Source organism: Arthrobacter sp. MSA 4-2 (assembly GCF_016405885.1).
Taxonomy (GTDB): Bacteria; Actinomycetota; Actinomycetes; order Actinomycetales; family Micrococcaceae; genus Arthrobacter_D.
On the sequence record NZ_JAEKGC010000002.1, the window covers coordinates 119,502 to 137,296 of the forward strand.

15 protein-coding genes are annotated in these 17,795 nt (G+C 68.5%); 3 read left to right on the forward strand and 12 right to left on the reverse strand.

Going from position 1 to position 17,795, the window contains the following annotated elements; translation table 11 throughout:
* Positions 1–103 precede the first annotated feature (103 nt).
* The 5 genes from I6N91_RS02360 to I6N91_RS02380 form a co-directional block, all read right to left on the reverse strand.
* The gene (locus I6N91_RS02360) at positions 104–505 is read right to left on the reverse strand and encodes a cytochrome c oxidase subunit 4 (RefSeq protein ID WP_198810318.1); all 402 of its coding nucleotides are present in this window, start codon (positions 503–505) and stop codon (positions 104–106) included.
* Entirely contained in the window at positions 502–2,229 is a 1,728-nt protein-coding gene (ctaD, locus tag I6N91_RS02365) for a cytochrome c oxidase subunit I (RefSeq protein ID WP_198810319.1), read from the reverse strand. The genes I6N91_RS02360 and ctaD overlap by 4 nt, the downstream gene beginning before the upstream one ends.
* A complete protein-coding gene (gene coxB / locus I6N91_RS02370) occupies positions 2,229–3,098 on the reverse strand; it encodes a cytochrome c oxidase subunit II (protein ID WP_198810320.1) in 870 nt (289 codons plus the stop codon). Before coxB ends, ctaD begins: the two co-directional genes overlap by 1 nt.
* A 174-nt stretch (positions 3,099–3,272) precedes the next feature.
* Positions 3,273–3,659, reverse strand: coding sequence for an iron-sulfur cluster assembly accessory protein (locus I6N91_RS02375; protein WP_159616677.1), 387 nt, complete (start codon positions 3,657–3,659; stop codon positions 3,273–3,275).
* Positions 3,660–3,830: 171 nt separating this feature from the next.
* Positions 3,831–5,255, reverse strand: coding sequence for a dipeptidase (locus I6N91_RS02380; protein WP_198810321.1), 1,425 nt, complete (start codon positions 5,253–5,255; stop codon positions 3,831–3,833).
* 118 nt (positions 5,256–5,373) lie between these two features.
* Here I6N91_RS02380 and I6N91_RS02385 point away from each other — a divergent pair, with 118 nt between their 5' ends.
* Positions 5,374–5,967, forward strand: coding sequence for a DUF3043 domain-containing protein (locus I6N91_RS02385; protein ID WP_198810322.1), 594 nt, complete (start codon positions 5,374–5,376; stop codon positions 5,965–5,967).
* A gap of 116 nt (positions 5,968–6,083) precedes the next feature.
* Here the strand turns inward: I6N91_RS02385 and I6N91_RS02390 are convergent, their stop codons facing one another.
* A complete protein-coding gene (locus I6N91_RS02390) occupies positions 6,084–7,163 on the reverse strand; it encodes a quinone-dependent dihydroorotate dehydrogenase (RefSeq protein ID WP_198810323.1) in 1,080 nt (359 codons plus the stop codon).
* Between the two features lie 69 nt (positions 7,164–7,232).
* Here I6N91_RS02390 and I6N91_RS02395 point away from each other — a divergent pair, with 69 nt between their 5' ends.
* The gene (locus I6N91_RS02395; RefSeq protein ID WP_198810324.1) at positions 7,233–8,294 is read left to right on the forward strand and encodes an alpha/beta hydrolase; all 1,062 of its coding nucleotides are present in this window, start codon (positions 7,233–7,235) and stop codon (positions 8,292–8,294) included.
* A 37-nt stretch (positions 8,295–8,331) separates the two neighbouring features.
* On the opposite strand, the gene I6N91_RS02400 is transcribed toward I6N91_RS02395, so the two are convergent.
* From I6N91_RS02400 to leuA, 3 genes are read right to left on the reverse strand one after another with little or no spacing between them, the layout of a single operon-like run.
* Positions 8,332–9,141 (reverse strand): isoprenyl transferase, encoded by an 810-nt coding sequence (locus tag I6N91_RS02400; protein WP_198810325.1) that lies wholly within the window; start codon positions 9,139–9,141, stop codon positions 8,332–8,334.
* On the reverse strand, positions 9,138–9,887 hold the full coding sequence (gene recO, locus I6N91_RS02405) for a DNA repair protein RecO (RefSeq protein WP_198810326.1): 750 nt from the start codon (positions 9,885–9,887) through the stop codon (positions 9,138–9,140). Before recO ends, I6N91_RS02400 begins: the two co-directional genes overlap by 4 nt.
* A 35-nt stretch (positions 9,888–9,922) precedes the next feature.
* Complete coding sequence (gene leuA, locus I6N91_RS02410) at positions 9,923–11,662, reverse strand: 2-isopropylmalate synthase (RefSeq protein WP_198810327.1); 1,740 nt, start codon at positions 11,660–11,662, stop codon at positions 9,923–9,925.
* A gap of 271 nt (positions 11,663–11,933) precedes the next feature.
* Between leuA and I6N91_RS02415 the strand changes: the two genes are divergently transcribed.
* The gene (locus tag I6N91_RS02415) at positions 11,934–13,883 is read left to right on the forward strand and encodes a M13 family metallopeptidase (protein ID WP_198810328.1); all 1,950 of its coding nucleotides are present in this window, start codon (positions 11,934–11,936) and stop codon (positions 13,881–13,883) included.
* A 46-nt stretch (positions 13,884–13,929) separates the two neighbouring features.
* Here I6N91_RS02415 and I6N91_RS02420 read toward each other — a convergent pair whose 3' ends face one another.
* The 3 genes from I6N91_RS02420 to I6N91_RS02430 all read right to left on the reverse strand — a co-directional run bounded on the left by I6N91_RS02420 (position 13,930) and on the right by I6N91_RS02430 (position 17,789).
* On the reverse strand, positions 13,930–15,468 hold the full coding sequence (locus I6N91_RS02420) for an LCP family protein (RefSeq protein ID WP_198810329.1): 1,539 nt from the start codon (positions 15,466–15,468) through the stop codon (positions 13,930–13,932).
* A 112-nt stretch (positions 15,469–15,580) separates the two neighbouring features.
* Positions 15,581–16,510, reverse strand: coding sequence for a GTPase Era (gene era / locus I6N91_RS02425; protein WP_120165494.1), 930 nt, complete (start codon positions 16,508–16,510; stop codon positions 15,581–15,583).
* Positions 16,497–17,789: a hemolysin family protein gene (locus I6N91_RS02430; RefSeq protein ID WP_374058909.1), complete on the reverse strand. Its 1,293-nt coding sequence runs from the start codon at positions 17,787–17,789 to the stop codon at positions 16,497–16,499. The genes era and I6N91_RS02430 overlap by 14 nt, the downstream gene beginning before the upstream one ends.
* Between the last annotated feature and the right edge of the window lie 6 nt (positions 17,790–17,795).

A 17,795-nucleotide genomic window follows, 5' to 3' on the forward strand; every position in this document is an offset into this window, starting at 1 on the left:
GTGGTTCCGAGTCTATCGAAATTCTTCCGCGGCGGCGGTGCCCCGAAACGCCGAAGGACCCGCACCGGGGTGCGGGTCCTTCGGGTTCTGCGGGGTTGGGAGCTTAGTGGGCGTGTGCCCCGCGGCTGTACTCGTACACCCAGCCGACCAGGGCGATCACGGTGAAGCCAAGGCCGATGTAGAGAATCCACCAGCCGGCTGCCAGCCCGAGGAATCCGGCCGCGGCCGACAGGCCGAGGAACAGGGGCCACCAGCTCCAGGGGCTGAAGTGCCCCTGCTCGCCGGAGCCTTCGTGGATCTCGGCGTCGAGCCGGTCCTCCGGCCGCATGCCGACCCTCTTGCCGGTGAACCCGAGGTAGAACCCGATCATGAGCGCCAGGCCACCGGTCAGGTACAGCCCGAGGAACCCAACGGGTTCCTGCCATTCCACGAGGAACCCGTAGATGGTGCCGACCAGGAAGAAGAACGGCGCGAGGAGGGAGAAGAGGCGTGTCTCAATTTTCACTGGGTGGCGTCCTTCCGGGAAGCGGCGCCGAGCAACTTGCCGGCGGCGGATTCGTCGGTGTGCTGCTGCTGGAGCTCCGGGTGGTGCAGGTCCAGCGCCGGGCGCTCCGAGCGGATCCGGGGCAGCGAGGTGAAGTTGTGGCGCGGCGGCGGGCAGGAGGTGGCCCACTCGAGCGAGGCACCGAAGCCCCAGGGATCATCAACTTCGACCTTCTTGCCGGTGCGCCAGGTGATGTACACGTTCCAGAAGAACGGGATCAGCGAGGCGCCGAGGACGAAGGAGGCGATGGTGGAGAACTGGTTCATCGCGGTGAAGCCGTCCTCGGGCAGGTAGTCCGCGTACCGGCGGGGCATGCCGATGACGCCCAGCCAGTGCTGGATGAGGAAGGTGCCGTGGAAGCCGAGGAACAGGAGCCAGAAGTGGATCTTGCCGAGGCGCTCGTTGAGCATCTTGCCCGTGAACTTGGGCCACCAGAAGTAGAAACCGGCGAACATCGCGAAGACGACGGTGCCGAAGACCACGTAGTGGAAGTGGGCGACCACGAAGTAGGTGTCCGAAACGTGGAAGTCCAGCGGAGGCGAGGCCAGGATGATGCCGGTCAGGCCGCCGAAGAGGAACGTCACCAGGAAGCCGAGGCTCCACAGCATCGGGGTTTCGAAGGTGATCGAACCGCGCCACATGGTGCCGATCCAGTTGAAGAATTTCACGCCGGTTGGGACGGCGATGAGCATCGTGGTGAAGGCGAAGAACGGCAGCAGCACCGCACCGGTGACGTACATGTGGTGGGCCCACACGGTGACCGAGAGGGCGGCGATGGCGATCGTCGCGTAGACGAGGCCCTTGTAGCCGAAGATGGGCTTGCGGCTGAAGACCGGGAAGATCTCGGAGACGATGCCGAAGAACGGCAGGGCGATGATGTACACCTCGGGGTGTCCAAAGAACCAGAACAGGTGCTGCCAGAGGATGGCGCCACCGTTTTCGGGGTCGAAGATGTGGGCACCGAAGCGGCGGTCCGCACCAAGGGCGAACAGCGCGGCGGCCAGCGGCGGGAACGCCATGAGGACGAGGATGGCCGTCACCAGGGTGTTCCAGGTGAAGATCGGCATCCGCCACATGGTCATGCCCGGGGCGCGCATGCAGATGATCGTGGTGATGAAGTTGACGGAACCGAGGATGGTGCCGAAGCCCGACAGCGCGAGGCCGAACACCCACAGGTCACCGCCGACGCCCGGCGAGAACGTCGTGCTCGACAGCGGCGTGTACGCGAACCAGCCGAAGGACGCAGCCCCCTGCGGGGTGATGAAGCCGGAGACGGCGACGGTGCTGCCGAAGAGGAAGAACCAGAACGCCAGCGCGTTCAGGCGCGGGAAGGCGACGTCGGGTGCGCCGATCTGCAGAGGCATGATGACGTTCGCGAACCCGGCAAACAGCGGGGTGGCGAACATCAGCAGCATGATCGTGCCGTGCATCGTGAACAGCTGGTTGTACTGCTCCTTGGTCTGCAGGATCTGCAGACCGGGCTCGAACAGCTCGGCCCGGATCACCAGCGCCATGACCCCGGCAAAGCAGAAGAAGACGAAGGAGGCGATCAGGTACATGTACCCGATGGTCTTGTGGTCGGTCGAGGTGATCCAGTTGACGACGATGCGGCCTTTGGAGCGCGGTACGACGCGTGGAGCGGCTACTGTGCCGGCTTCCTCAAGTGTGTATTCGTAGGTGGACATCAGCTGCTCCTGGCAGGGTCAAAGTCGGGGTCGGTGTCCGGGTAGGAGTCGCGGTCATACTCGTCACCGAGCTGGCCGTCCTCGAGGGTTTCCATCCGGGCGTCGAACTCCTCCTGAGAGACGACTGCCACGTTGAAAAGCATTTCCGAGTGGTACTGGCCGCAGAGTTCGGCGCATTTTCCATCAAACGTCCCCTCCTGGGTGGGGGTGAGGTTGATGTAGTTGACGCGGCCAGGGTAGAGGTCACGCTTCTGCAGGAAGGCCGGCACCCAGAAGGAGTGCTGGACGTCGCGGGCGCGGAGCTGAAGCTCGACGCTCTTGTTGACCGGCAGGTAGAGGGTGGGCAGCTTGTCCGGGATGCCGGGCTCGCCGGTCAGCTCGGCCTGCACTCCGGTGGAGTACTTGTTTTCCTTCACGTAGTTGAAGTCCCAGGACCACTGCTTGCCGCGGACGTCGATGATCACGTCGGGGTTCTCAACGCGGGTGTCGATGATGCCCTGGTCGCGCTGGGTGAAGTAGAAGAACACCAGCACCATGAACAGCGGGATGGTCAAGTAGAAGATCTCGAGTGGCAGGTTGTAGCTGAGCTGGCGCGGGTAGCCGGTGTCATTGCGCCGGCGCCGGTAGGCAACCATGCACCAGATGATGAGGCCCCAGGTGATGACGCCGACCACGAGAGCCGCGATCCATGAATTCACCCACAGGTCGGTGATCAGCCCGGTGTGGTTGGTGGTGTTCCTGTCCCCCGGCAGCCAGCCATTCTGGGCTTCCGTTGAACAACCGGACAGCAACAGCGCCCCGGCCAGCGAAATGCTGGAAATCTTTGCGATCCTGGCGCTCTTGCCGCCGGTTCGGTCCTGCGAACTCACAGACGGACCATCCTTTTCTACGTGCGTTGCCACCCGCGATCTGATGCAGTTCGGGGTGCCCCTCCAGTTTTACTACTCACTGTAGAGCTTACCCGCCGTCGAAGCCATCGTGTGACATGCGAAAGGGCCCGTGGCGTGCCTTTCAGCGTGCCACGGGCCCCCCAAAACCGCAGGTCAGTGGAAGGAATCACCACAGGCGCAGGATCCGCCGGCGTTCGGGTTGTCGATGGTGAATCCCTGCTTGGAGATGGTGTCCTCGAAGTCGATCGAGGCACCGGAGAGGTAGGGAACGCTCATCTTGTCAACGATTACTTCAACGCCGTCGAAGTCGCGCACGGCGTCGCCGTCGAGGACCCGCTCGTCGAAGTACAGCTGGTAGATCAGGCCGGAGCAGCCGCCGGGCTGGACGGCCACGCGGAGGCGGAGGTCGGTCCGGCCTTCCTGCTCGAGAAGGCTGCGCACCTTGCCTGCGGCGACCTCGGAGAGCTGCACATCGTGCTCGGGAAGCGAAGCCGTCGTCTCGTCGGGGGCCGTGGTGGTCTCTGGCGTGGTGGTGCTCATGGTGTCTCTCCTAGCCTGGATCCGTTGCTGAACACCGCTTGCGGCGTTCTGGAGTCCCTTCCATGGTACGCCGCGCATCCCGCGCGGTTAACACCGGAGGCGCGTGAGTGGGGACACCCTGCTCCCCCGGCCGCAGCGGTGGCCTGCCGGCGGAGGAGCAGGGCGGTCCGGTCAGGAGTTGGAGAGGCCGCCCGCGTTGATGCGGGCGAGCAGCAGCGCTTCGGCGAGCACGGCCCGCTCGAACTCCGCAAGGTGCAGGGATTCGTTGGCGCTGTGCGCCCGCGAATCCGGGTCCTCCACCCCGGTGATCAGGATCTGGGCCGCCGGGAAGAGTTCGGTCAGGTCGGCGATGAACGGGATGGAGCCGCCCATTCCGGCTTCGACGGCCTCTACGCCCCAGGCTTCCTCCAGTGAGGCGAGGGCGAGCCGCGCTGCGGGGGCGGAGGTGTCGGTCGAGAACGGGCTGCCGGTCTCGCCGGGGGTGAAGGTGACGCGGGCGCCGAAGGGCGCAGCGGCCTCGACGTGGGCCCGGACCGCCTGCATCGCCTGCTCCGGGTCCTGCCCGGGTGCCAGCCGGAGGCTGAACTTGGCACGGGCCCGCGGCAGGAGCGTGTTTGAGGACAGCGCGACGCTGGGCATGTCCATGCCGATGATCGACAGGGCCGGCTTGTGCCACAGGCGGGAGGCGATCGACCCGGTGCCCGCGAGCTGCACACCGTCGAGGACGGAACTGTCGGCCCGGTAGTCCTCCTCCTTGTAGTCGACCGTGGCGTTGTCGCCGCCGGCCAGGCCGGCGATCGCGATGTCGCCGGCGTCGTCGTGGAAGGTCGCGATCAGCCGGGCCAGGAGGGTCGGCGCGTCGAGGACGGGGCCGCCGAACATGCCGGAGTGGACGGCGTGGTCGAGCACCTGGACCTCGATAGTGCCGTCGACGAGGCCGCGGAGGCTGGTGGTCAGGGCGGGAACGCCGACCTTCCAGTTGCTGGAGTCCGCGACGACGATGCCGTCGGCCTCCAGCAGGTCGCGGTGGGTCTCCAGGAACGTGCGGAAGGTCGGCGACCCGGCCTCCTCCTCCCCCTCGATGAACAGGGTGACCCCGACGCCGAAGCGGTCGCCCAGCACCTCGGTGAGGGCGCGGAGGGCGCCGACGTGGGCCATGACGCCTGCCTTGTCGTCGGCCGCTCCCCTGCCGTAGAGGCGGCCGTTGCGTTCGACGGCGGTGAAGGGGTCGCTCTCCCACAGGTCCGGATCGCCCGGGGGCTGGACGTCGTGGTGCGCGTACAGCAGCACGGTCGGCTGGCCCGGTGCCGCCGGGCGGCGGGCGACGACGGCGGGCCCGCCGGGGACGCCGTTGTTGTCGACGCGCAGGATCTGCACGTCCTCGACGCCGGAGTCACGGATCAGCGCGGCGATGGCCTCGGCGCTGCGGTCGAGTTCGCTCGCGTCGAAGGCCTCCCAGGCGATGCCCCGGATGCCGACGAGGGCCTTGAGCTGGTCGACGGTGGCGGGGAAGGCGGCGGAGACGCTGCGGCGCAGCTCCTCCGCCGGATGGTCGGGGAGGGAGGACGGCGCGTTGGCCGGTTCGGGAGAAGTCATGTCTCGACCCTACACACGCTCCTGCCGGCCCCGCAGCCCCGGGCGGGCGTCCCCGGGAGCGCGCCGGCGGGTGGGCTACCCGTACAGGTGAGGGCCCTCCGACAGGTATCCTGAGGGGGTGTTTGGACGAAAGAAGGACGCCCCCGTGGCCCAGGATGTCATTGACCGCGCGAGCCGCGAGCGGGAGGACCGTCAGCGCAGCGCCGGCAAGGGCGCGCCCACGCCGAAGCGCAGCGTCCAGCAGGCCGCCCGCAAACGGCCGCTGGTTCCCGAGGACCGCCGGGCGGCGCGCAGCCAGAGCCGCAACGCCGCCGCCGAGCAGCGCCTGCGGATCCGGGAGGCCCTGAACACCGGCGAGGAGCGGTACCTGCCGCTGCGGGACAAGGGCCCGAACCGCCGCTACATCCGGCAGTTCGTCGACGCCCGCTGGAATCTCGGCGAGTTCCTCATGATCGCCGCGCTCATCTTCGTCGTGCTCAGCTTCATCCAGACCGTCGAGGTGCAGAGCGCCGTGCTGCTCGGGTTCTGGGTGCTGATCATGGCCGTGATCGTCGACTGCTTCTTCCTGCGCCGCACGCTGAAGAAGCGCCTCACGGCAAAATTCGGGGCCCCGAACGCGGGTGACCTCTGGTACGGGGTAACGCGGGCCCTGCAGCTGCGCCGGCTGCGGCTCCCCAAGCCCCAGGTCAAGCGCGGGGACTACCCCGTCTAGCCGGCAGTTCGACCGGGTCCGATCCGGCGCCCCGCGCCCGCACCCTCGTCCGCGCCCGGTCCCTGCAGGGGCCGGGCGCGGTTGGTTAACCCGGGTGGTTCGAATTCGGGCGTTGTTTAGTCCCGGCGGCTGCGGAAGGCCCGGGCGAGCCCGCGGTTGATCCGCGCCGCCCACAGTGGACCCTCATAGAGGAAGGCGGTATAGCCCTGAACCAGGGTGGCGCCGGCGTCGAGCCGTTCAAGGACATCTTCGGCGGTCTCCACCCCGCCCACCGACACGATGGGAAGGTCCTCCCCGGCGGCGGCGCGGAGGCGCTTGAGCACCTCGAGGGAGCGCTGCTTCAGGGGCGCTCCACTCAGCCCGCCGACGCCCTTGGACATCACGGTTGCGTCGTCGGTGGTGAGTCCGCTGCGGGTGATGGTCGTGTTGGTGGCAACGATGCCGTCGAGCTTCAGGTCGAGGGCCAGGGCGGCGATGTCGTCGATGTCGGAGTCCATCAGGTCCGGAGCGATCTTCACCAGCAGGGGCACGTGCCGGCCCGCCGCCTCGTCGGCCTTGGCACGCACCGCCTTCAGGAGCGGGCGCAGCGATTCGACGTTCTGCAGGAGCCGCAGGCCCGGGGTGTTGGGTGAGCTGACGTTCACGACGAGGTAGTCCGCCGCCGGCGCCACCGCCTCGGTGCTGAGCAGGAAGTCGCCGACGGCGTCGGCGAGGTCGACGGCCTTGGTCTTGCCGATGTTCACTCCGACGATGGGACGGTTCGAGCGGTAGGTGCGCTCGAGCCGGGCCCGCGCCGCGGCGAGCCGGGGGGCCACGGCGGCCGCGCCGTCGTTGTTGAAGCCCATCCGGTTGATGACCGCGCGGTCGGCCTCGAGGCGGAACAGGCGCGGCTTCGGATTGCCGGGCTGGGCCCTGCCGGTGACGGTCCCCACCTCGATGTGCCCGAAGCCCAGGGCCGTCAGCGCCGAAATGCCGTGGCCGCCCTTGTCGAAGCCGGCGGCCAGGCCGAAGGGTGAGGGGAACACGACGCCGAAGGCGGTGGTCTGCAGGTCGGCGCGCGGGCTGCAGTAGCGCCGCAGCAGCCAGCCGGCCGGAGTCCGGCCCACCAGCCGGATCAGCCCGAAGCCGATCCGGTGCGCGCGCTCCGCGTCCATGCGGGAGAAGGCGAGGCGGAAGAAGGCCGGATAGATCTGCATGCTCTAAAGTTCCCATGAGGACAGCCGCCCGAACAACTCGGACGGGACTTTTCGGAAGAACCGGGGGCAATGGAGAGAACGTGGGAGCCCGATCACCTCGGCCCGGCCTACGGCAGGCTCACGCTCGATCTTGAGCCCGACGAGGAGGGGCCCTGCTGCGCGACGCTTGTCGCCCACCGTGGTGTGCCCGCGCGCCGGCCCGCGGACCGCTTCCGCCGGGCCCTCGGGGCGGCGCTGGCCCGGGCCTCCGGCCGGACCCCGGAGCCGCGGCGGATTCCGGCCCTGCTCTACCTTCACGGATGGAGCGACTACTTCTTTCACACCGAACTGGCCGAGTTCTGCGCGGAGCGGGGCATCGAGTTCTTCGCCCTCGACCTGCGCAAGTACGGCAGGAGCCTGCGGGAGTGGCAGACGCCGGGCTACGTGCGGGACCTGCAGGAATACGACTCGGACCTGGAGGCGGCCCTCGCCGCGGTGCAGGAGGAGATCCGGTCGCGCCACGGGCCCGGCGCGGTGGTGGAGCTGAATCTGATGGCCCACTCGACGGGTGCCCTGACCGCGGTGTTGTGGGCGGACCGGCATCCCGGCCGGGTCGCCTCCCTGATCCTCAACAGTCCCTGGCTCGACACCCAGGGCAGCGCGCTGTTCCGCAACACCACCCAGGGCCTGCTCGAACCCCTCGTGAGGTTCCGGCCCAAGGCACGCCTGCGGCTGCCCGAGTTCGGCTACTACTGGCGGAGCATCAGCAGTGAGGCCGACGGCGAGTGGAACCTTGACCGACGGTGGCGCCCGGAGTTCGGCTTCCCGATCCGGGCCGGGTGGCTCACCGCGGTGCTCGCCGGCCACGCAGCCGTCGCCCGGGGGCTGTCCCTCGAGGTGCCGGTGCTGGTGCTCGCCTCGGCCCGCTCGGCGGTCAGCCCGACCTGGAGTACGGCAATGCTCGAAGCGGACAGCATCCTCGACGTGTCGGTGATGGTCCGCCGGGCCACCGGCCTGGGCCGCAGGGTCACCCTTTCACGGTTCGACGGCGCCCTTCACGACGTCCTGCTGTCCCGCCCGGAGGTGCGTGCCGAGGTCTATGCCGAACTCGACCGCTGGCTGCGGTACGCCGGCCCGGCCGCGCGGAGGTAAGGGTCCGGGCGTCGGGCGGGCGTCGGGCGGCCGGGTCTCAGGCGGGCAGGCCCGCGGCGGCGTCGACGGCGCCTCCGTAGCGGCGGTCGCGGGAGGCATACTCCTCGATGGCCCGCCACAGGGTCCGCCGGTCCACGTCGGGCCACAGCGTGTTCATGAACACCATCTCGGCGTAGGCGGACTGCCACAGCAGAAAGTTCGAAAGCCGCTGCTCGCCGGAGGTGCGCAGGAAGAGGTCGACGTCGGGAAGGTCGGGTTCGTCGAGGAAGCGCTGAATGGTCTTCTCGTTCACCGAGGACGCCCGGAGGTTCCCCGCGGCAACCTCCTCGGCGATGGCCCGCGCCGCGTCGGCGATTTCCGCCCGGCCGCCGTAGTTGACGCACATGGTGAGCGTGCACGTCGAGTTGCCCCGGGTCTGTTCCTCGGCCTCTTCGAGCTCTGCGATCACCGAGCGCCACAGGCGCGGCCGCCGTCCGGCCCACCGGATGCGCACCCCCCACTCGTTGAGCTGGTCACGCTGCCGGCGCAGCACGTCCTTGCTGAAGCCCATCAGGAACCGCACCTCCTCCGGGGAGCGCTTCCAGTTCTCGGTGGAGAAGGCGTACACCGACACGTGCTGAACGCCGATCTCGATGGCCCCGGCCATGACATCGAGCAGCGCGGCTTCCCCCGCCCGGTGCCCTTCGGTGCGGGGCAGGCCGCGCTCGTTGGCCCAGCGTCCGTTCCCATCCATCACGATGGCGACATGCCGCGGCACCAGCTCCGCGGGCAGGCGCGGAGGCCGCGCCCCGCTCGGGTGCGGCCAGGGTGCCGTCGGCGAAGGGGAAGGGGTTCGGTTCGGGGTCACACACGCTCCACATGTCGAAGGGATTTCACGGCCCGCTCAAGGTGCCATTGAAGATACACCGCCACGAGCCCGGCCGCCTCGCGGCGGGCCGGGTTCTCGGAGGCATCGGCGGCGGCCCAGTCCCCCGACAGCAGGGCTGCCAGCAGCTCCATGGTGCCGGGCGCCGGCGACGCCGACCCGGGCGGCCTGCAGGCGGAGCACACGGCCCCGCCGAGGGGCGCCGAGAACGCCGAGTGCGGACCGGGTTCTCCGCACCGGGCGCAGTCGGTGAAGCTCGGCGCCCAGCCGGCCGTGGCCAGGGCCCGCAGCAGGTAGGAATCGAGGATCAGTTCGGAGGGGTGCAGCCCGCGGCTGAGCGCAGAGAACGCGCCGGCGACCAGGCCGTACTGGGCGCTGGCGGCCTCCCCGTCGGTGTCGGTGAGGCGCTCGGCCGTCTCGGCAATGGCGGCCGCCGCGGTGTACCGGCCGTAATCGGCCGCGATGCCGTGCCCGTAGGCGCCCTTGGTCTGCGCCTGCGTGATCACATCGAGGTTCCGCCCGGAGGCCAGCTGCAGGTCCACCGCCATGAACGGCTCAAGCCGCGAGCCGAACTTGCTGCTGGTACGCCGCACGCCCTTGGCGACGGCCCGCACCTGCCCGTGCTCGCGGGTGAGCAGGACGATGATGCGGTCCGCCTCCCCCAGCTTGTAGGTCCGCAGCACCACGCCTTCGGCGCGGTAGGTACGGGAAGCTGACATTTTGGACATACTCCAAGTCTCCCACCAACGGGGGAGGAAGGGCCCTAGGCGCTGTCCCGCACGGCGCGGTTGACGGCGGAGATGACCGCCTTGAGCGCCGCCATCGTGGTGTTCGCGTCGATGCCGACACCCCACAGCACCCGCCCGCCGACGGCGCACTCGACGTACGCCGCGGCGCGTGCGTTCCCGCCAGCAGACAGGGCGTGCTCGGTGTAATCGAGGACCCGCACGTCCACGCCGTCCTGCCCGAGGATGTCGAGCAGCGCGTCGATCGGCCCGGTGCCCTCGGCCGAGCGCCGCTGCTGCACGCCGTTGACCATCAGCGTGGCGGTGAGCTTCAGGGAGCCGTCTCCGGCGGTGTCGGTGTTGACCGAAGTGAGCTCGTAGTGGCCCCAGCGGGTGCCGCCGTCGGCCCGGGCCGGCAGGTACTCGTCCTGGAAGACCGTCCACAGCTCGGAACCGCTGATCTCCCCGCCGACGGTCTCCGTGCGCCGCTGCACAACGGCGGAGAATTCGATCTGCGCCCGCCGCGGCAGGTCGAGGCTGTGCTCATGCTTCAGCAGGTACGCGACCCCGCCCTTGCCCGACTGGGAGTTCACGCGGATGACGGCCTCGTAGCTGCGTCCGATGTCCTTCGGGTCGATCGGCAGGTAGGGAACCGCCCACGGGATTTCGTCGACGCTGACGCCGGCGGCCCCGGCGTCGCGCTCCATCGCCTCGAAGCCCTTCTTGATGGCGTCCTGGTGGGAGCCGGAGAAGGCGGTGAACACGAGGTCCCCGCCGTAGGGGGATCGCTCGGGCACGGAGAGCTGGTTGCAGTATTCGGCGGTGCGCCGCACGGAGTCCATGTCGGAGAAGTCGATCTGGGGGTCGATGCCCTGGCTGTAGAGGTTCATGCCGAGGGTCACCAGGTCGACGTTGCCGGTGCGCTCCCCGTTGCCGAACAGGCAGCCCTCGATGCGGTCGGCGCCGGCGAGGTAGCCGAGCTCCGCCGCCGCCACGCCGGTGCCCCGGTCGTTGTGCGGGTGGAGCGAGAGGATGATGTTGGAGCGGTTCTCCAGGTTGCGGCTCATCCATTCGATGGAGTCCGCGTACACGTTCGGGGTGGCCATCTCCACGGTTGCCGGCAGGTTCAGGATCATCTGGCGGTCCGCCGAGGCCTCAAACACCGCAGCCACCTCGTTGCTGATGCGGGCGGCGAACTCGAGTTCGGTCCCGGTGAACGACTCGGGCGAGTATTCGTAGGTGACCAGGGTGTTCTTCAGGCTCTCCTCGAACTTCCTGCAGAGCCGCGCGCCGGTCAGGGCGATGTCGACGATGCCGTCGCGGTCCTGGTTGAACACCACACGCCGCTGCAGGATCGAGGTTGAGTTGTAGAGGTGCACTATCGCGCGGTCGGCGCCCTCAAGGGACTCGTAGGTCCGCTCGATGAGGTGCTCGCGCGCCTGGGTGAGGACCTGGATACTGACATCGTCGGGGATGCGGTCGCCTTCGATGAGCTGGCGGACGAAGTCGAAGTCGGTCTGCGACGCCGACGGGAACCCGACCTCGATCTCCTTGTAGCCCATCTTCACCAGCAGGTCGAACATCTTGTGCTTGCGCTCGGGGCTCATGGGGTCGATCAGTGCCTGGTTGCCGTCCCGCAGGTCCACCGCGCACCAGCGCGGGGCCTTGGTGATGACTTTGTCCGGCCAGGTGCGGTCCGGGAGTTCAACGGTGATCTGATCCTGGAACGGGGTGTACTTCCAGAACGGCATTCCCGAACTCAGCTGTGCGTTTTGCATGACGATGGGCCTTTTCTCTTGAACCGTTTAGAGGCTGGCGGCCGGGCAACACAGACACCGCAGCGAGGGTTGGCCTGTAGCTCGAAAGTCCTAGGAGGCCTCGCCGCGGCACATAAGAAGAGTCGTCTTTGCGCGCACAATCTCACGATAGCACGCGCATAGGATGGCTTTAAGGGGCGTCCGGCGCCTCCGGAAAACGGCTCCGCCGCCGTATGGCCGGCCCGCCGCCCCGGGCGCGCCGCACGTCGAACATTCAGAAGAGGGAGTAGCGATGAAGCCCGCCGGCAGCGAAGAACACGCCGCAAAGGACCCCGTCCGCGCACAGGACGACCTGTTCCGGTACGTCAACAGCGAGTGGCTGGGGAACACGGAGATACCCGCGGACCGTGCCCGGGAGGCGGTGTTCACCCAGCTGGCCGACGCCGCCGAGCTCGCGGTGCGCGGGATTGTCGAGTCCGCGGCCTCCGCCTCCGACGTTGACGGTTCGCTGGCGAAGATCGGCACGCTCTACGCGGACTTCATGGACACCGACCGCGTCGAGGCCCTGGGCATCACCCCGGTGCAGGAGCGGCTGGCCCGGATCGAAGCGGTGACCGACATCGGCGGCTTCGTGCGCCTCTCGGCCGAGCTGACGCGCAGCGGCGTGCAGGGCCTGACCGCGCCCTACGTGAGCAACGACGCCGGAAACCCCGAACGCTACCTGCTGCACCTCTACCAGTCGGCGCTGGGCATGCCGGATGAGTCGTACTACCGGGAGGAGCGCTTCGCCGAATCTCGGACGAAGTACACGGAGCTCCTGGAGACGCTGCTCGGCCTGGCCGGCACCGCCGTCCCGGGTGCCGCTGCGGCTGCCGTCTTCACCCTCGAGACCCGCCTCGCTGCCGCGTCGATGAGCACCGTGGACAGGCGCGACCCGCAGAAGACCTACAACCTCTCCACCCTGGCCGAGGCGGCCGGGCTGGCTCCCTTCACCGGGCCGTGGCTCGACACGGTGACCGGCGATCCGGCCCTGGCCGCGGAACTGGTGGTCTCCCAGCCCGCCTACCTGGCAGCGGTCGAGGCCGCCCTCGCCGAGGTCCCGCTGTCCACCTGGAAGCACTGGCTGACGACCCGGGTGCTGCTGCATGCGTCGGACTACCTCGACGAGCGCTTCGTCGATGCCGTCTTCGCCTTCTACGGAACGCACCTTGGAGGCACCCCCCAGCTGAAGGACCGGTGGAAGCGCGCGGTGTCCCTGGTCGAGGGGGCACTGGGCGAAGCGGTCGGCCAGGAGTACGTTCAGCGCCACTTCCCCGGCAATGCCAAGGAGAAGATGCTGGAGCTTGTCGCGAACCTGATCAAGGCCTACGAGCTCAGCATCGACTCGCTCGAGTGGATGACCGACGAGACCCGCGCCCGGGCCCAGGAAAAGCTTTCACTGTTCACCACCAAGATCGGCTACCCCGACGAATGGATCGACTACGGTCCGCTCGTGATCGAGGCCGGGGACCTCTACGGCAACGTGTGCCGGGCCTACGAGTTTGAACACGTACGCCAGCTGAACCGGCTGGGCGGCCCGATCGACCGTGGAGCCTGGCTGATGACCCCGCAGACGGTCAACGCCTACTACATGCCGACGATGAACGAGATCGTGTTCCCTGCGGCCATCCTGCAGCCGCCGTTCTTTGACCTCGACGCCGACCCCGCCGACAACTATGGAGCGATCGGGGCCGTGATCGGCCATGAGATCGGCCACGGCTTCGACGACAAGGGCTCCCAGTTCGACGGCCGGGGAGCCCTTGAGAACTGGTGGTCCGACGCCGACCGGACCGCATTCGACGCCCTCACCTCGCGGCTCGTGGACCAGTACGCGGCGTTGTCCCCCACAGAGGCGCCGGACCTCACCGTCAACGGGGAGCTGACACTCGGCGAGAACATCGGCGACCTCGGCGGCCTGGGCATCAGCTACACCGCCTACCGGCTGAGCCTCGGCGGGCAGGACGCTCCGGTGATCGACGGGCAGACTGGGACCCAGCGGTTCTTTGCCTCATGGGCGCGGTGCTGGCGCCAGAAGATCCGCCCGGAGGAGGCGTCGCGCCGTATCACCGTCGACCCGCACTCCCCCAACGAGTTCCGCTGCAACCAGGTGGTGCGCAACCTCGATGAGTTCCACGACGCGTTCTCGGTCCGGCCCGGGGACGGACTGTGGCTCGAGCCGGAGGAGCGGGTGCGCATCTGGTGACCGTGAGCGGCACCGGCCCCGAAGGCCGGTGCCGCGCGTTCCCGTCCTAGAGTCCGGAGGCCGCCTGGCAGGTGGCCTGCTCCGCCGTCTGGCCCTTCAGGCCGTCGTCGAGGCCCGCCGAGGCGACCTTCGACCCTGAGGCGAAGTCGGCGCCGACCGACAGCTCGATGCCGGTGACCGCGGCGCTGGGCACGAGCTGGACATCGGCGATGCCGAACCGGGTCCCAAGTTCTGCCGCCGCCGCTTCGTACCCCGGCCCAAAGAGCACCTGGGTGGACGGGATTTCGGTCGACTGCAGCGTGTTGGCCAGCGTGTAGCCCTCGCCGCGGAGGATCTGCTGCAGTTCTGCGGCCCGATCGGGACTGTCGGTGCCGTTGACGACCAGCAGGGGCACCGACGCCGGGTCGATCGCCGGAGCCTCCGGCGACGCCGGGGCCGCGGGGGCGGCCGGTGAGGCCGGCGGGGAGGCAGGGGCGGTTCCGGCCCCGGGCGAGGCTGAGGCCGTGGGTTCCGGGCCGGTGAGGCTCCGGTCCTCGCGCAGGGCCGCGAACAGCTCCTCGGCGGGCCCGGGATCGAGTACCAGCCGGTTTGGATCCTGGTCCCACGGGATCGTCGGAAGCGTCACGAAGGCGATGTCGGCCAGGTCCACGTTCTTCACACGGTCGGCAAGCTTGAGGATCTCGGTGACCTGCGACAGGCCTTCGTCGACGGTGAGGTTCTTCGTGAGGGTCTCGGCAATCGAGTAGAGGCGGGGCAGGTTGGTCAGGGTTCCCTCTTCCTGGACCTTCCGGGCCAGGGAGGCCATGAACGACTGCTGGGCGCGGATGCGGCCCTCGTCCCCGCCGTCGCCAAATCCGTGGCGGGTCCGCAGGAACGCCAGGGCCTGGTCGCCCTCCACCTCGCTGGTTCCGGCGGGCAGGCTCAGCCCGGAGTATTCGTCCTCAACGGGTTCGGTGACGCAGACCTCGACGCCGCCGACGGCCTTGGACAGCTCCTTCACCGCATTAAAGTCGGCGTTCATGAAGTGGTCGACGCTGAGCCCGGTGAGCTCATTGACCGCGGCGACGGTGCAGCCGGGTCCACCGGAGTTCAGGGCCGTGTTCAGCTGGCCCAGATCCATGGCCGGGGACGGTTCGCCGGTCTCAGGGTCCTCGCAGCTCGGCAGCGGAACCAGGAGGTCCCGCGGGAGGCTGACCACCGAGACGCTCGAACGGTCAGCCGGGAGGTTCACCAGCAGCATCACGTCGGAGTTGCCGCTGCCGGAGGAGAGGTCCTCTCCCCCGATGAACTCGCCGCTGTTCCCGGTGCGGGTGTCGCTGCCGAGGATGAGGATCTGCACGGGGTCGGTGCTGAGGTCGACGGGAAGTTTATCCTCCTGGTCGGCACCGAGGTTCAGCGGCTGCGTCTCCACATTGGACTGCAGACGGAAGACCTGGACCGCGGCGAAGGCCGCCGCCGCGAGGAGCATCGCGGAAAGTGCAAAGGCCGCCGCCTGCAGCGCCCGCCGGCCCTTGGACCGGCGCAGGTGCCGGCCGGGCGGCGGACCGGCAGGAACCGGCGCCGATAAACCGCTTTGTTCACTCACGGATACAGCCTCCTTGGGCTCAGAATAGTACGGGCGGCGCCGTGCGCCACCAGAGGTCCTACAGGACCAACGAGAGTTTAAGCCAGGACGTGCCCGGTCAGAGATGTGCCCGTCAGAATCCGAGCCGGACCAGCTGCTTCGGGTCCCGCTGCCAGTCCTTCGCGATCTTCACGTGGAGGTCGAGGTAGACCCTCGTGCCCAGCAGCGCCTCGATGCCGCGCCGGGCGTTCGTGCCGACCTCCCGGAGCCGGGCGCCGCCCTTGCCGATAATGATGGCCTTTTGGGAGGGACGCTCAACATAGAGGTTGACGTGGATGTCCAGCAGCGGGTTGTCCTCGCTGCGGCCCTCCCGGGGGATCATCTCCTCGACGACGACGGCCAGCGAGTGGGGCAGTTCGTCCCGCACCCCCTCGAGCGCGGCCTCCCGGACCAGTTCGGCGATCATCACGGCCTCCGGCTCGTCGGTCAGCTCCCCGCCCGGATACAGCACCGGCGACTCGGGCATGTGCTTGCTGAAGACATCGGCCACCGTGTCGACCTGGTACCCGTCGGCGGCCGACACCGGGACAACGTCGGCCCAGCCCTCGGGGCCCACGACCTCGGTGCCCAGGGCCGCCACCGCCAGAAGCTGCTCGGTGAGCGCCGCCCGGTCGACGAGGTCCGTCTTAGTGACGACGGCGATGAGGGGCTTGCGGTTCAGCCGGGCGAGCTGCTGCGCGATGAACCGGTCGCCCGGCCCGATCTTTTCATTGGCGGGAATGCAGAAGCCGACAGCGTCGACCTCGGCGAGGGTGTCCGCCACCAGGTCATTGAGGCGCTGGCCCAGCAGGGTCCGCGGACGGTGCAGGCCGGGGGTGTCGACGAGGACGATCTGCGAGTCCTCCCGGGTGACGATGCCGCGGATGGTGTGGCGGGTGGTCTGCGGCTTGGCCGAGGTGATCGCGACCTTCTGCCCCACCAGCGCATTGGTCAGCGTTGATTTTCCGGCGTTCGGCCGCCCCACCAGGGACACGAATCCCGCCCGGTGCTTATCGCCGCTCATATTCTTCCGCCGTTTCCTGTTCGTCGATCTGCAAATTCCCGCCGCGGTCGTTGTCCCGCGCGAAGGCGATGATGTGTGAAACCCTGTTCCGCCGGCCTTCAAGCCGCTCGGCCCGCAGGCCGATACCTTCAATTGTGACCTCACTGCCGACAATCGGCACCTTCCCCAGCGTCTTGGCGAGAAGTCCACCCACCGTGTCGACCTCCTCGTCCTCGAGTTCGACGCCGAAAAGCTCGCCCAGGTCGTCGATGCTCATGCGGGCGCTGACGCGGTAGCCGCCGTCGGAAAGCTGTTCCTGTTCGGGCACCTCCGAGTCGTACTCGTCGACGATCTCCCCGACGATCTCCTCGATCAGGTCCTCAAGGGTCACCAGCCCTGCGGTTCCGCCGTATTCGTCGATGACGATGGCAACGTGGGTCGACTCCCGCTGCAGTTCCTGCAGGAAATCCCCGACCGGCTTGGACTCGGGGACATAGCGCGCCTCCCGGCAGATGCCGTCAACGGTGCGGCTCTGCCGCTCCGGGGCCCGGCCGTGCAGCTCGGCCACGACGTCCTTGAGGTAGAGGATGCCGCGGATGTCATCGGAGTCCTCCCCGATCACGGGCACCCGGGAGTACCCGGAGCGAAGGAACAGGGACAGGGCCTCGTCGAGGCTGGAGCCGCTCTCCAGGGAAACCATGTCGGTGCGCGGGACCATCACCGAGCGGACCTTGGTGTCCCCGAGTTCGAACACCGAGTGGATCAGTTCGGCCTCGCTGTCCTCGATCATTTCGGCGTCGGATGCCCGCGTGAGCATCTCGCGGAATTCTTCTTCGGTGAAGAACGCGGCCTCGTCGCGGGGGGCACCGGGGGTCACCATGCTGCCGATGGCGACGAACCAGCGCGGCACCGGGCCGAGGATGCCGCAGAGGAAGGCGACGAAACCGGCGGTGAACTGCACGACGGCCGTGGCGTGGGCGCGCCCGAACTGGCGCGGCGAGACACCGACGAGGACGAAGCCGACGGCGGCCATCACCGCGGTGGCGAGCAGGCCTGCCAGCCACACGTTGTCCAGCACATCGTGGAAGAGGATGGCCACGGCCACCGCTCCGGCCATCTCGAACCAGACCCGCCAGAAACGCAGTGCGTGCATGTGCGCAGCGGGCGAAGCGAGGATTCCCCGCAGCGCCGAACTGCGCGATTCCTGGACGAGCGTTTCCCCTTCGTGCCGCGGCAGGTAGGTGAAGGCCGCCTCGGCAGCGGTCACGAGCGCCGCCACGCACAGGAAGACCAGCGCCATGACGGC

Excerpts from the sequence above, each read along its gene's own strand:
- ctaD (WP_198810319.1), bottom strand. The coding sequence starts at position 2,229 with ATGTCCACCTACGAATACACACTTGAGGAAGCCGGCACAGTAGCCGCT.
- I6N91_RS02415 (WP_198810328.1), top strand. The coding sequence starts at position 11,934 with ATGAAGCCCGCCGGCAGCGAAGAACACGCCGCAAAGGACCCCGTCCGC.
- I6N91_RS02395 (WP_198810324.1), top strand. The coding sequence starts at position 7,233 with ATGGAGAGAACGTGGGAGCCCGATCACCTCGGCCCGGCCTACGGCAGG.
- I6N91_RS02430 (WP_374058909.1), bottom strand. The coding sequence starts at position 17,789 with ATGGCGCTGGTCTTCCTGTGCGTGGCGGCGCTCGTGACCGCTGCCGAG.
- I6N91_RS02390 (WP_198810323.1), bottom strand. The coding sequence starts at position 7,163 with ATGCAGATCTATCCGGCCTTCTTCCGCCTCGCCTTCTCCCGCATGGAC.
- recO (WP_198810326.1), bottom strand. The coding sequence starts at position 9,887 with ATGTCCAAAATGTCAGCTTCCCGTACCTACCGCGCCGAAGGCGTGGTG.
- era (WP_120165494.1), bottom strand. The coding sequence starts at position 16,510 with ATGAGCGGCGATAAGCACCGGGCGGGATTCGTGTCCCTGGTGGGGCGG.
- I6N91_RS02375 (WP_159616677.1), bottom strand. The coding sequence starts at position 3,659 with ATGAGCACCACCACGCCAGAGACCACCACGGCCCCCGACGAGACGACG.
- leuA (WP_198810327.1), bottom strand. The coding sequence starts at position 11,662 with ATGCAAAACGCACAGCTGAGTTCGGGAATGCCGTTCTGGAAGTACACC.
- I6N91_RS02380 (WP_198810321.1), bottom strand. The coding sequence starts at position 5,255 with ATGACTTCTCCCGAACCGGCCAACGCGCCGTCCTCCCTCCCCGACCAT.